This window comes from Nocardia sp. NPDC057455 (assembly GCF_042802775.1).
Taxonomy (GTDB): domain Bacteria; phylum Actinomycetota; class Actinomycetes; order Mycobacteriales; family Mycobacteriaceae; genus Nocardia.
Genome location: NZ_JBHVDM010000004.1, coordinates 105,643 through 118,869 on the forward strand (window position 1 = coordinate 105,643; position 13,227 = coordinate 118,869).

General features: G+C 69.2%; 13 protein-coding genes. 7 read left to right on the forward strand and 6 right to left on the reverse strand.

What is annotated here, in order from left to right; all coding sequences use genetic code 11:
- Nucleotides 1-208: 208 nt before the first annotated feature.
- Entirely contained in the window at nucleotides 209-397 is a 189-nt protein-coding gene (locus tag ACFU5M_RS03050; protein WP_379042753.1) for a ferredoxin, read from the reverse strand.
- A complete protein-coding gene (locus ACFU5M_RS03055; RefSeq protein ID WP_379042756.1) occupies nucleotides 394-1,695 on the reverse strand; it encodes a cytochrome P450 in 1,302 nt (433 codons plus the stop codon). The genes ACFU5M_RS03050 and ACFU5M_RS03055 overlap by 4 nt, the downstream gene beginning before the upstream one ends.
- Nucleotides 1,696-1,837: 142 nt before the next feature.
- Between ACFU5M_RS03055 and ACFU5M_RS03060 the strand changes: the two genes are divergently transcribed.
- The 3 genes from ACFU5M_RS03060 (at nucleotide 1,838) to ACFU5M_RS03070 (ending at nucleotide 4,732) form a co-directional block, all read left to right on the forward strand.
- On the forward strand, nucleotides 1,838-2,995 hold the full coding sequence (locus ACFU5M_RS03060; RefSeq protein ID WP_379042759.1) for an acyl-CoA dehydrogenase family protein: 1,158 nt from the start codon (nucleotides 1,838-1,840) through the stop codon (nucleotides 2,993-2,995).
- Between the two features lie 31 nt (nucleotides 2,996-3,026).
- A complete protein-coding gene (locus tag ACFU5M_RS03065) occupies nucleotides 3,027-4,256 on the forward strand; it encodes an acyl-CoA dehydrogenase family protein (protein ID WP_379042762.1) in 1,230 nt (409 codons plus the stop codon).
- Nucleotides 4,257-4,630: 374 nt separating this feature from the next.
- Nucleotides 4,631-4,732: a hypothetical protein gene (locus tag ACFU5M_RS03070; RefSeq protein WP_379042871.1), complete on the forward strand. Its 102-nt coding sequence runs from the start codon at nucleotides 4,631-4,633 to the stop codon at nucleotides 4,730-4,732.
- Between the two features lie 75 nt (nucleotides 4,733-4,807).
- Here ACFU5M_RS03070 and ACFU5M_RS03075 read toward each other — a convergent pair whose 3' ends face one another.
- From ACFU5M_RS03075 to ACFU5M_RS03090, 4 genes are all read right to left on the reverse strand, one after another.
- Nucleotides 4,808-5,122 carry a 2Fe-2S iron-sulfur cluster-binding protein gene (locus ACFU5M_RS03075; protein ID WP_379042765.1) on the reverse strand — a complete coding sequence of 105 codons (315 nt, stop codon included), beginning with the start codon at nucleotides 5,120-5,122 and terminating at the stop codon, nucleotides 4,808-4,810.
- A gap of 152 nt (nucleotides 5,123-5,274) precedes the next feature.
- The gene (locus ACFU5M_RS03080) at nucleotides 5,275-6,042 is read right to left on the reverse strand and encodes an enoyl-CoA hydratase/isomerase family protein (RefSeq protein ID WP_379042768.1); all 768 of its coding nucleotides are present in this window, start codon (nucleotides 6,040-6,042) and stop codon (nucleotides 5,275-5,277) included.
- Nucleotides 6,042-7,313, reverse strand: coding sequence for an acetyl-CoA hydrolase/transferase family protein (locus ACFU5M_RS03085; RefSeq protein WP_379042773.1), 1,272 nt, complete (start codon nucleotides 7,311-7,313; stop codon nucleotides 6,042-6,044). Before ACFU5M_RS03085 ends, ACFU5M_RS03080 begins: the two co-directional genes overlap by 1 nt.
- Nucleotides 7,310-8,485, reverse strand: coding sequence for a CaiB/BaiF CoA transferase family protein (locus tag ACFU5M_RS03090; protein WP_379042776.1), 1,176 nt, complete (start codon nucleotides 8,483-8,485; stop codon nucleotides 7,310-7,312). The genes ACFU5M_RS03085 and ACFU5M_RS03090 overlap by 4 nt, the downstream gene beginning before the upstream one ends.
- A 105-nt stretch (nucleotides 8,486-8,590) precedes the next feature.
- Between ACFU5M_RS03090 and ACFU5M_RS03095 the strand changes: the two genes are divergently transcribed.
- The 4 genes from ACFU5M_RS03095 (at nucleotide 8,591) to ACFU5M_RS03110 (ending at nucleotide 13,221) form a co-directional block, all read left to right on the forward strand.
- A complete protein-coding gene (locus tag ACFU5M_RS03095) occupies nucleotides 8,591-10,129 on the forward strand; it encodes a class I adenylate-forming enzyme family protein (protein ID WP_379042779.1) in 1,539 nt (512 codons plus the stop codon).
- The gene (locus ACFU5M_RS03100) at nucleotides 10,126-10,902 is read left to right on the forward strand and encodes an SDR family NAD(P)-dependent oxidoreductase (protein ID WP_379042782.1); all 777 of its coding nucleotides are present in this window, start codon (nucleotides 10,126-10,128) and stop codon (nucleotides 10,900-10,902) included. The genes ACFU5M_RS03095 and ACFU5M_RS03100 overlap by 4 nt, the downstream gene beginning before the upstream one ends.
- A gap of 128 nt (nucleotides 10,903-11,030) precedes the next feature.
- Entirely contained in the window at nucleotides 11,031-12,014 is a 984-nt protein-coding gene (locus ACFU5M_RS03105; RefSeq protein WP_379042785.1) for an MDR family oxidoreductase, read from the forward strand.
- 13 nt (nucleotides 12,015-12,027) lie between these two features.
- Entirely contained in the window at nucleotides 12,028-13,221 is a 1,194-nt protein-coding gene (locus ACFU5M_RS03110) for a MaoC family dehydratase N-terminal domain-containing protein (RefSeq protein ID WP_379042788.1), read from the forward strand.
- The last annotated feature ends 6 nt before the right edge of the window (nucleotides 13,222-13,227 follow it).

Sequence of the window (13,227 nt, forward strand, 5' to 3'; positions counted from 1 at the left end):
ACGTCCACCGCGTAACCGCTTTCGCTCCTCCCCCCGCCGGACGGCCCTCGCGGCCCTCCATCGGCTCGACCGAAGCCCTGTTCTGGGCGTCGCCGGAGTGCCCGCGAACGGCAGGAACGCAACGGCGGTCTCCGCCCGGGTGGTTTGCGTGCGCAGCGGCACCGTTCTCGGTGGTGCGGCGAGCACCCGAGCATGCCCGCCGCCGCACTCACTCGACGACGATCGCGCTCTCGGGGCAGGACCGCACCGCTTCGTGCACCTGCGCCTCGAGGTGCGCGGGCACTTCGGTGACAGTGGCTGCGGCGTAGCCGTCGTCGGTCAAGGAGAACACGTCCGGGCACAGGCCGAGACAGACGCCGTGGCCCCGGCAACGATCAGCGTCGACGGTGACCTTCATCGGGCCCCGCCCTCGGCGACGTCGAACTCCAGATACAGTGCGGTGAGCCCGCGCAGGATGAACGTCGGCAGATAGCGATAGTCGCGGGCGCCCTCGGGGCCGTGCACGCTCTCATCGATGCGGAAGCCGCTGGTGCGCTCGAGCAGCCGTTCGATGGCGACGCGCGCTTCGGCACGCGCCAGCGGCGCGCCAGGGCAGGTGTGCACGCCGCGCCCGAAAGCCAGGTGCGAGCGGGCGTTCGAGCGTTCTGCCGCGAAGGTGGTCGGATCATCGAACCGGCGCGGATCTCGGTTCGCGGCGCCGTTGACCACCATCAGGACCGTGCCCGCGGGCACTTCGGTCTTGCCGACCGTGCTGGACACCTTGGCGAGCCGGAAGTCGCCCTTGACCGGGCTCTCCATCCGGAGGCACTCCTCGATGAAGTTCTGGATGCGGCTACGGTCCTCGCGCAGGTACTGCTGAATGTCCTGGCGCTCGGCCAGGATCTTGAGCGCCGAACTGAGCAGCCGGACGGTGGTCTCCTGCCCCGCCGAGAAGAGGTTCGCCGCCACTCGCACCACGTCGAGCACCTCGGGCTCACGCCCGTCCGGGAAGGTCGCGGTGGCCATGCTGGTCAGCACGTCGCCTCGCGGGTTCTTCCTGCGGTCCTCGACGTAGTCGGAGAACTTGGCGTACAGGAATTCGATGGGGTTGTGCGACATGTTCTCGCCCGCGGTGCTGCCGACGCTGGCGCCCTCGCGGTGCGGATCACGTTGCAGCGCTTGCAGGAACTCTTCCTGATCGCCCTCGGGGACACCCAGCAGATCGGCGATCACATACAGCGTGAAGGGGCCCGCGAATTCGCGCATGCAGTCCCCCTTGCCCTCGGCCAGGTACCGATCGAGCATCCGGTCGGCGATCGCCCACATCGCCTGCTCGTTCTCCTTGAGTCGTTTCGGAGTGATCAGCCGCATCAGCAAGGCGCGGTGATCGGTGTGCACCGGCGGGTCGAGCGTGGGCAACTGGTCGCTCATCGGCAATTTGTCCCGATGCTCGGCGATCAGCGCGTCGACGTCCGCCGCCCCCTCCAGCGGAACCGGGAAGCCGGGGAAAGGACCCGTGACCGAGATGCAGGAGGAGAACCGTTCGACGTCGTTGTAGACCTCGAGCGCCTCCTCGTAGCCGGTCACCATCATCACGTCATGGTGCTTCTCGCGCGCCACCGGGCACTGCTCGCGCAGCGCGTCGAAGTACGGGTACGGATCGGCGACCAGCTCCTGCCCGAGGAAGAAGTCCAGATCCTGGAAGTTGTTCACCACTCGACGGTCCCTTCGACATCCCGGCCGGCGCCGCTCATCGGCCGACATCGCCGGTTGACTTCCGCGATTGAGAATATGACTCTCATCTGTGAGTATGAGATTTCCATATTCAGCGCCGCACGTCAACCGAAGGACCGGCATCATGAGCCTCGACCCCACCGCGGATCAGCGGTTTTTCCAGTCGACCACTCGCGATTTCCTGGCGGGCACCGTCCCGGTGGACACCGTGCGAACGCTCGGCGAGTCCGGAACCGGATTCGACCGGACCTGGTGGCGGCGCGGGGCAGAACTGGGGTGGACGGCCATGCTGGTGCCGGAAAACCTCGGCGGCGGAACGGTTTCCGGGCGAGCGATGACCGAGCTCGCTCTGGTGGCCGAGGAACTGGGCCGCGCCTGCGCGCCCGGCCCGTTCGTCACGACCAACGCGGTCCTGGCCGGGCTCGCCTCGGACGCGAGTCGTTTCGCCGAAATCGTCACCGCCGTCGCCGCAGGCGAAACGATCGCGGCGTGGGCGGTCTACGAACCGGGCCGAGGTTTCGACGCGCTCGTACCCGGCTCCGGCACCGCCGGGCAGGCCCCGGGCACCCGAGCCGAACCCGACGGCGACGGCTACCGGCTCAACGGGGTCAAAGACCGCGTGGAGTCCGGCGACCAGGCAGACCTGTTCCTGGTGACCGCCGAGAACGCCGACGGCCCGGTTCAACTGCTGGTGCGCGCCGACGCCCCCGGTGTGACCGTCACCCCGGCATGGACCCTGGATCTGGTCCGCCGCACCGCGCGCGTCGGTTTCGAGGACGTCGCGGTCCCCCCGGACGCCGTGGTGCAGGTGGGCGGCGCCGCCACGGACGCAATCGGAGCGCAGGCGCGTACCGCGGCCGCGCTCACCGCCGCCGAGATGGTCGGCGCCACCGACACCGCCCTGGCCGCGACGTTGGGCTGGTTGTTCGACCGCTACACCTTCGGCAGGCAGCTGGCCTCCTACCAGGCGCTCAAGCATCGGATGGCCGACAACAAGACGTGGCTGGAAGCCTGCCGCGCCACCTCGACCGCCGCCGCGGCGGCATGGGACGACGACCCTTCGGGCGCGGACGAGGCGATCAGCATCGCCAAGTCGTATGTGGGAGCGAAGGCTCCGGTAATCGCCCAGGACTGCGTGCAGTTGCACGGCGGCATCGGCGTCACCTGGGAACACGACCTGCACCTGTATCTGCGCCGGATCACCCTTGGCCGGGCCCTCTACGGCACTCCCGAAGAGCATCGGCGCCACATCACCGACCTGCTCGACCGGGCAGCCGCGTGAACCGAATCGAACTCCTGGAAGGCACGACGCTATGACCACCGATCTGGAGCCCACTGAAGACTTCCGCGCCCGTGCGCGGACCTGGTTGCGGAACAATCTGCCCCCGGCTTCCGCCGCGGACTACAAGTCCGACACCGAGGAGGCGTGGGATCGCGCCCGGCAACTGCAACGAATCCTGCACGACGGCGGCTTCGCCGGGATCTGCTTCCCGGCGGATTACGGCGGGCTCGGCCTCACCACCGCGCACCAGCGCGCGTTCACCGAGGAATCGCTTCCCTACGAGATGCCGCTGCTGCTGAACGTGCCGACGCTGGCCATCTGCGCGGCGAGCCTGCTCGATCTCGGCACCGAGGAGCAGAAGCGCGCGCACCTGCCCGCCGTGCTGCGCGGCGAGGAGATCCTGGCGCAGTTCCTGTCCGAGCCAAGCGGCGGGTCGGATCTGGCCGGGCTCACCACCCGCGCCCAGCGCGACGGCGACCGCTGGATTCTCAACGGATCCAAGATCTGGAGTTCCGGCGCCTACGCCGCCGACTACGGCCTGTGCCTGGCGCGAACCAACTGGGAGGTCACCAAGCACCGCGGGCTCACCATGTTCCTGGTGCCGGTGCGCGCCGAGGGCGTGACGGTGCAGCGGATCAAACAGGTGACCGGCTCGACCGAGTTCTGCCAGGAATTCTTCGACGACGTCACGCTGCCCGAGGAAGCGGTGCTCGGCCAGGTGGACGGCGGCTGGGACGCGGCGTCCCGGCTGCTCTACCACGAGCGGGCGGCGCTGGGCGGCACCTCGCCGTACACCAGCGGCGCCCGCCCGCATCTGGGTGGCGAGGCCGATCAGTTGCTCGCGCTGGCCCGCGCCACCGGGCAGAGCAACGACCCGCGCACCAGGGAGGACATCGGCGAGGCGCGGGCCATGAACGTGGTGCGCGACCAGCTCATCGCGCATGTCTCGCGGGCGATCGCCTGCGGCGACCTGCCGCCATCCGCCGGCGCCATCCCCCGGCTCTTCACCGCCGAGAACGCTTGGCTGCAAACAGATCTGGCGGTGCGCATCGCCGGGTCCACCGCGGCCACCCACAGCCCCGGGGACGCGGCCGACACGACCGGGGTAGGCCTCGACTACCTGTTCCGATCGGCGTGGAGCCTGGCGGGGGGCAGCACCGAGATGGCGCGCAACGTCATCAGCGAGCGAGTGCTCGGCATGCCGCGCGAGTTCGCCGCCGATCGCGACATCCCGTTCAACCAAGTCGCGCGCGGCCGATGACCCGCACGAACAGATAGGCGGACAACGCGTTTCATCTGCCACTACCCCGAGAGGCTCTCGTGGAGGCCGGTGACGCGCGTGACCCGCAGGTCCTCACAGCGTCCCGACACCGAACCTCGCTCGGATCGCCCACGCCGACGGGGCACTCGACGATCCGGCCTGCACGCGGGTCGCCGTTCCGATGGGCCGGGCCGGTCAGGTCGGCGATGTGTCGCATTGCGTGCAGGGCTACATCGCCGATTCCTACGCGCAGTTGCAGCAGTTCCGGTTGTTCGTGCTCTACACCGCGTGGGAGATCGACAAGGCCCGCCGAATAACACCGCATCGAGCAAGAACTCGCGGCTCTACTCGCAGGTGGCCACATCCGGCCGCACATCGGCGCGGCCTACCCGCTCGAACAGGCCGCGGCCGCGCTGCGGCACGTCGCCGACGGCCGCGCGATCGGCCAGGTGCTGGTGGACCTGCGTGCCAGCTAGCCGGTGGACAGGCACCGGATTCGGCGCAGTCGATCGGATCATTGCGCTGCGGCCGAATTCGAGCCGCAACCCGGGTCATCCGTAGTCGACGGTCACCGACGGGGTCTGCGGGACGGACTGACAGGTGAGCACGTAGCCGTCGGCCACGTCCTCGTCGGTCAAGGCGTCGTTCACCCGCATCTCGACGCGGCCCGCCACGAGCCGCGCCATGCAAGTGCCGCAATTACCCTCTTCACAAGCGAACGGCGGATTGAGCCCGGCCCGCTTCGCGGCTTCCAGCACCGTCTCGTCGGGGCGCACGTCGATGGCGGATTCCGTGCCGTCCAACAGTACGGTCACCACTCCGCAGGTGACCGACTCCGGCGACTCGGGCAGGGGGGATAAGGCCATGACAGCACACTCCTGATCAATGGGATCGCACATCACCGACGTCGCGCCGGCCGCCGTTCCGGCGTAATCGAGCATCAGCTCAGCATGCTGTGCACATGCTTAGCATGGTTCTTCCGGATGGGTCAATAGTCGAACGAACCGGTGGGCCCGGATCAGCGACCCGTCCAGCGCGGACTGCGCTTCTCGGCGAACGCGCGGGGACCCTCTTGCGCATCCTCGCTCGTGTAGCAACGCACCGAAGCGTGCCGGGCCGCCTGCAGCGCCGCCGAGCGGCCCATCTCGGTCGCGAGCATCACCGTCTCCCTGGCCGCCCGCACCGACAGAGGAGCGCCCGCGAGGATCTCGGCGGCCAGCTCCAGCGCGGTGTCCAGTAAGTCCGCGGGTTCGGCCAACCGGTTCACCAGCCCGATCTCGTAGGCCCGCCGCGCATCGATCGGCTTGCCGGTCAACAGCAGCTCCATCATGATCCGCTGCGGGATCATGTGGATCAGCGGCGCGGCCCACGGCGAACTGCGGCCCACTTTGACCTCGGTGACCGCGAAGGTCGCGGTCGTGCTCGCGACACACAGGTCGCATGCCTGGGCGATCATCCAGCCTCCGGCGAAGGCTGCGCCGTTCACCGCCGCGATGGTGGGTTTGGACAGTTCGATGGTGTCGTACGGCAGCGGGTACATCTCGCGCGGCGGCACCGTCATGCCGATAGCCACCATCTCCTCGAGATCCCCTCCCGCGCAAAAGGCTTTGGGCCCGGCACCGGTCAGGATCGCCACGCGTGACGCGGGATCGCGTTCGAATCGGTCCCAGGCGTCGAACAGCCCCTCCCGCACATCCAGCGCCAGGCAATTCCGCCGTTGCGGCCGATTGAGGGTGATGATCGCGACCCCGTCGGGGCGGGCCTCGAAGACAACGGCGTCGGACATCAGAAACCTCTCCGCTGGACGACGTACGCCGCCCGCTCCAGTTCTTCCCGGAAATCGGGGTGCGCGACGGCGATCAGCCTGCGGGTGCGCTCGGCAAGCGTCCGCCCGGCGAGTTCGGCGGCACCGAATTCGGTGACGATCACGTCCACGTCGCTGCGCGCCGTGGTGACCGGCCCGGACAGGGTGGCGGTGATCCGGCTGACCGTGCCGCCTTTGGCCGTGGAGGGCAGCGCGATGATCGCGTGCCCGCCCAGCGAGCGGGCGCCTGCGCGGACGAAGTCCACCTGACCTCCCGTGCCGCCGAGATACGCCGCACCGCTCTGTTCGGCGTTCACCTGGCCGGTCAGGTCGACCTCCATGGCGGAATTGATGGTGACCAGCCGTTCCAGCCGCGCGAGCACGCCCGCGTCGTGGGTGTAGCCGGTCGCGCACATCCGGATCGCCGCATTGCGGTCGGCGAACCGGTACAGCCGCTCGGTGCCGATGAGCGCACCGGTGACCGAGACCCCGCGATCAATGGTTTTGCGCGCGTTGGTGATCGCGCCCGACTCGACCAGATCGACCAGCCCGTCACCGATCATCCCCGAATGCACACCCAGATCGGTGCGGTCGTGCAGCAGGCGCAATACGGCGTCGGGTACGGCGCCGACCCCGATCTGCAACACCGCGCCGTCCTCGATGTAGGCAGCCGCGTGCGCGGCGATCGCTTCATCGGCCGGACCGATCCGGGCGGGCGGCACCCGCACCGGCGGCCGGGAAACCCGCACCGCGTAGTCGATTCCGGTACTCGGCAGCCGTTCACCCAGCGTGAAGGGCACCTGGTCGTTGATCTCGGCGACAACGACACGCGCCGCCGCCACCGCCGCGCGCACATGGTCGCTGACCAGGCCGAAGCTGTGCTCGCCGTGCTCGTCGGCCGGGCTCACCTGCACGAAAGCCACGTCGCAGCGGAGGATTCCGGCTTCGATCATCGGCCCCACCCTGCTGACATGGCAGGGGACGATGCCGAGCCGATGCTCTTCGGCCAGCGACCGGAGCGCACCGATCGCGCCCATGCTGGACAGGGCGAAGGCTTCGGTCGCGGCCGAGGTAAACAGGCCGGAGAAGCTTGTCGCGATGAACACCGACAGCCCGCCGATCGCACCACCCTGCGCGATGAGCGCCTCGATCAAGGTGGTCGGCTCGCCACACGCCTGCCCCGCCACGATGCGGTCACCGGGCCGCAGGATCGTGCTCAGGTCCAGGTCGGCGGCCTCGAGCAGGGCGGTCATCGCTGTACTCGGCCGTTCGTGCGACCATCGGGGGCGTCTGGCAACCGGCCTAGCACCTCGGCGGTGTCCGCGCCGAGCCTGGGGGCAGGCCCCGCGATCCGGCCCGGCGTGCGCGAGAACCATGTCGGGGGACCGGGAAAACGAACCGTGCCATACGGAGAATCCACTGTCTCGAAGAAATCCGCGTCGGCGAGGTGCGGGTTGTCGAAGAGTTCGTCCAGGGTACGCACCGGTGCGGCCGGAATGTCCAGCGAGCGCAGCAGTTCCAGCCACTCCCCGGTCGTCCGCTCCCGGAACGTTTCCGCGAGACGGGCGTATACGGTGTCGATTCCGGCCGCGCGTTGCTCCAGCGTGGCGAACTCCGCGCCCGCCCACGGCGGGCGCACCGCCTCGACGAACGCCGTCCATTGCTTGTCGTTGTAGACCAGCGCGGACAGGTAGCCGTCCGCGGTGCGATAGGGCCTGCGGTCCGGCGTCACCGCGCGCGGGTAAGCCGCGGGCCCAAGCGGTGGATCGAACATGGCGCCGTTGGCGTGCTCGACCAGCATGAACGCGGCCATCGTCTCGAACATCGCGACCTCGACCTCTTGCCCCTCCCCGGTGCGTTCCCGGTGGAACAGCGCCATCGTGGTCGCGTACAGCGCGGTCATCCCGGCGATCTTGTCGGCCATGATGGTGCCGACGTACCCGGCGGCGCCGGTGAGCCGCTCCTGCACGAAGGGCAGTCCGCACTCGGCTTGAATCGTGTCGTCGTAAGCGGTGAGACCGGCGTCCCGGCCGCGGCGGCCGTAGCCGTAGCAGTTGGTATAGACGATGGAAGGATTGAGCGCGGCCACCTCGGGGTAGGCGAAACCCAGCCGGGCGATCGCGGAGGCACGCATCGAGTGGATGAACACATCCGCCGGTGCGACGAGCTCGCGCAGCGCTCGTTTGCCGTGCTCGGATCGCAGGTCCAGCACCACGCTGCGCTTGCCACGGTTGACATTGACGAAGACGCCGCCCATCCCCCGTTCCGGCCCCACCGAGATGTAGCGGGTGTTGTCCCCGTCCGGCGGCTCGATCTTGATCACGTCCGCGCCCATGTCGGCCATGATCTGCGTGCAGTACGGGCCCATGACCATCGCCGTCAGATCGACGACTCGGATTCCCGCCAACGGACCACTGTGTTCCATCACCACGCCTCTTCCGCCGCCCCTCCGCCGCCGTGGGCCACCGCCCGACCGGCGTCGTGAGCCTATCTGATGAATCTTTACAAGGATAGTGATATCAAGGATGCTGTGGACGATTTCAACGGTGCCGCCCCACCCACTCGGCGAGCCCTCCGCCCGATCGCCGAGGTGCTGGACGCCGCCCTCGGCTCGCACCCCGACGCCACGGCGGTGGAAGCCGCTTCCGGTGCGTGGACCTACGTCGAACTCGACGATCGCGCCCACCGCGCGGCGGGCGCCCTCTGGTCGCTCGGCGTGCGCCCCGGCGACCGCGTGGCGGCCTGCCTCCCCAACGATCTGGACATCGTCGCCGCCTTCCACGGCGCGCAACGCATCGGTGCGGTATGGGCGGGCCTCGGTGAGGCGCTGGCCGCGACCGAACAGCAGCGCCTGCACGATTTGTGCGAACCGGCCGTCGTGCTCGCCGGTCCGCGTTGCCGGGTGGACTCGCCCGGTACGGTCGACCCCGAGCACTGGGCGGCACTGCTGGATCGCGCGGGACCCGCACCCCGGGTGGAGCACGACATCGACGCCCCGGCCGGAATCGCCTTCACCAGCGGCACCTCCGGACAGCCCAAGGCCGTGGTGCACAGCCAACGCAACCTGCTGCTGCCCGGCGCCGTGCTGACGGCCACCCGCGGCTGGGGGCCCGATCTGCGCAAGGGCGACAGCTTCCCGCTGACGATCCTCAATCTGATGGTCCTGTCCACCCTGCTCACCGCGCAGGCCCGCGGCTGCTCGATCGTCATGGACCGCCGCGATGTCGACGGGGTGGCCGAATGGATCGCCGAGCGGCGCGTCACCGTCTGGAACGGCGCCCCCGCGCAGCTCTACGACCTCGCACGCAGGCCGGGACTCGATCTCGGCTCGTTGCGCGAAGTCTGGAGCGGAGGCGGCGATACGCCCGACTCCGTGCGCGCGGCCTTCGCCGACGCGCACGGGCCGGTGCCCCGGGTCACCTACGGTCTCACCGAGGCGCCGACGGTGGTCGCGATCGACCCACCCGGCGAGGAGTGGTTCCCCGGCAGCAGCGGCCGGGTGCTGCCGCATTACGACGTCGCCGCCTACGACGACGAGGGCCGCCGGCTGCCGCCCGGTTCGCTCGGCGAGCTGCGACTGAAGGCGGCCGCCACCGGACCGTGGGCCGGATTGTGGACGCCCATGCTGGGCTATTGGGAGCGCGGTGGCGTGCGGCCACCGGAACCGGGACCGATCCCTACCGGTGACGTCGGCACCGTCGACGCCGAAGGTGAACTGTCGGTGCTGGACCGCAAGAAGATGGTCATCATCCGGGGCGGAGCGAACGTCTACCCGCTCGAGGTGGAGCGGGTCATCGCGTCGCACCCCGACGTGGCCAAGGTCGCCGTCTGCCCGGTACCCGACGAGCGGCTCGGCCAGAAGGTCGCCGCCGTGATCGAAAGTGCCGGTCCCACTGTAGATCTCGATGCGCTGGCACGGATGTGCCGTCGCGAGCTGGCCGGGTACAAGGTGCCCGAGATCTGGGCCCGGGTCGATGCGCTGCCGGTGAACGCCATGGGCAAGGTCGAGCGCACCCGGCTCACCGAGCTGGTGACCGCCGCCCGGCCGACGCCGCAGGAGCGGTCGTGACCGCCCAGCCCGGCCGCGCGACGCGCCTGTTCGACCTCGACGGCCGGGTGGCGATCGTGACCGGCGCGTCCTCCGGGCTCGGCGCCGCGGTCGCGGAGACACTGGCCGCGCTCGGTGCCCGAGTCGCTGTCGCGGCCCGGCGCGCCGACCGGCTGACCGAACTCGCCGGGCGCATCGACGGGCTCCCCGTTGTGTGCGACTTGACCCGGCCTCCGAGCATCGGCGCCGCGGTCGCCGCGGTGGTCGACGGCCTGGGACCGCCGGAGATCCTGGTCAACGCGGCCGGGAACCGGTTCACCACCGAGCGCGCCGAATCCGAGCCCGTCGAGGCCGTGCACCGGACGCTGGAACTCAACCTGGTGGCCCCGTTCTTGCTCGCCCAAGCGGTGTTCCCGCACATGCGGGCGGTCGGCCGCGGCTCGATCGTCAACGTGTCCTCCATCAGCGGCAGGGTCGGCGTGCCCGGCATCCCGCAGGCGTCCTACGCCGCGAGCAAAGCGGGACTGTCCGGGCTCACCGCCGAACTGGCCGTGCAGTGGGCGCGGCATTCGATTCGGGTGAACACGGTCGCGCCCGGCTTCTTCCGCAGCGAGATCACCGACAGCCTCTACGACGACGAGCGCGGCGCCGCCTATCTGCGCCGCAACACCCCGCTGCCGACCGAGGCGGAAGCCGAGGACATCGTCGGCGCCGTCGTCTGGCTCGCCGGTGACGCCGCACGGTACGTCACCGGGCAGACCGTCGTCGTCGACGGCGGCTGGACCGCTCGATGAGCGGCGATTCCGCGTTGACACCGGAATCCCGCAGTGAAAGCATGATTCGATTGAGAATCGTATTCTCAATATCGGAAACGTATTTGCGCCAGATGGTCCACCCGTTCTAGGAAGGGAAATTGCCCCGCATGTTTGCCGCAGTTCTGATCGAGAAGGGCGAGGCGGGACCGAAGGTCACGCTGACGAACGTGGACGAAGCGACGCTGCCCGAGGGGAACGTCACCGTCGAGGTCGCCTACTCCACCCTCAATTACAAAGACGCCCTGGCCATCACCGGTAAGTCCCCGGTCGTGCGCGCGTTCCCGATGGTGCCCGGCATCGACCTCGCCGGTGTCGTCACCGAGAGCGGCCACGCGGATTGGTCGGTGGGCGAGGACGTGATCCTCAACGGCTGGGGCGTAGGAGAAACGCATTGGGGCGGTCTCGCCCAGCGCGCCCGCTTGAACGGGGACTGGCTGGTGCCCCGGCCCGCCGAGTTCACCGCGCGGCAAGCGATGTCGATCGGCACCGCCGGCTACACGGCGAGCCTGTGCGTCGAAGCACTGCTTGGTCACGGCGTTCGCCCCGATCAAGGCGAAGTTCTGGTGACCGGCGCGACCGGCGGCGTGGGCAGTATCGCGATCGCGCTGCTGAGCAAGGCCGGGTTCGCTGTGGCGGCCGCCACCGGCAAGACCGCCGAGACCGCCTACCTCCAGCACCTGGGCGCGGGCACCGTGGTGGATCGCGCCGAACTGGCCGAGCGCGGCAAGCCGCTGCAGAAGGAGCGCTGGGCAGGCGTGGTCGACACCGTCGGCAGTCACACGCTGGTCAACGTCTGCGCCCAGACCCGGTACGGCGGCGCGGTGGCCGCCTGCGGCCTGGCCCAGGGAATGGACTTCCCGGCCACGGTCGCCCCGTTCATCCTGCGCGGGGTCACGTTGTACGGCATCGACAGCGTCATGGCGCCCAAGCAGCGGCGACTCGATGCCTGGGCGCGGCTCGCCCGCGACCTGGCCCCGGCCGCCCTGGACAGCATCGCCGAGGAGATCCCGCTCGGTGAGGTGATCACCGCGGCCGACCGGCTCATCGACGGCGCCGTGCGCGGCCGGATCGTCGTCGACGTGAATCGTTGATCAGGAGTATCGCGTGACCAGGAAATCGACGAAATCCACTGTGCAACTCGATCTGTCCGACGTCGACCACCGGGTCGGCAAGCCGGTGGGCGGCGGTCAGCTGTGGGACCCGTGCAGTTCTTCCGACATCCGCCGCTGGGTGATGGCGATGGATTATCCGAATCCACTTCATTGGGACCAGGAATTCGCTCGCGACTCCCGATATGGCGGCATCGTGGCGCCCCCATCGATCGCGGTCGCGTTGGATTACGGGCACGGGGCACAACCCGCGTGCGTCGGCCACATCCCGGGCAGTCACTTGATCTTCGGCGGCGAGGAATGGTGGTTCTACGGCTGCCCGGTGCGCCCCGGCGACACACTGTTCCAGGACCGGCGTTTCCACGACTACAAGGTGGCGGAGACCAAGTTCGCCGGACCGACGATGTTCTCTCGCGGCGACACCGTGCACCGAAATCAGAACGGTGTGCTGGTCGCTCGCGAAAGGTCCACCGCCATTCGCTATCTGGCGTCGGAAGCCAACAAGCGCGGAATGTACGACAACCAGCGCGGCGCGGTGCGGAGCTGGACCGGAGCGGAGCTGGCCGAGATCGAGTCGCTGCGGCACGAGTGGATACTGTCCAACCGGGCGGGCGTCTCGCCGCGCTTCGATGAAGTGAAGGTCGGGGATCGGCTGCCGCGCCGGGTGATCGGCCCGCACACCATCGCGAGCTTCACCACCGAGTACCGCGCCTTCTTGTTCAACATCTGGGGCACATTCCACTGGACGGCACCGGAAGGAATCGAGGATCCCTGGGTCTATCAGGATCCGGGCTGGACCGAAGGGTTCGCCTTCGACGAAGAGGGCGCGCGTATCGACCCGCGCAAGCGCGACGGCCTGTACGTCGGCCCCTCGCGCGGGCACATCGACGCCGACAAGGCGGGCGAGGTCGGGATGGCGCGCGCCTACGGCTACGGCGCCACCATGGGCGCCTGGTGCACCGACTACCTCTCGTACTGGGCCGGGCACGACGGCATGGTCCGCCACAGCAAGGCGGAGTTCCGCCTGCCCGCTTTCGAGGGCGACGTGACCTACTTCGACGCCGAGATCATCGGCAAGGAAGCACATTCGGTGTGGGGCGTGCCGCTGGTACAGGTGAAGCTGCGGCTGACCGATCAGGATTTCGGCGTGCTGGTGGACTGCACGGCCGAGGTCGAGCTCCCGTACTGACGGCCA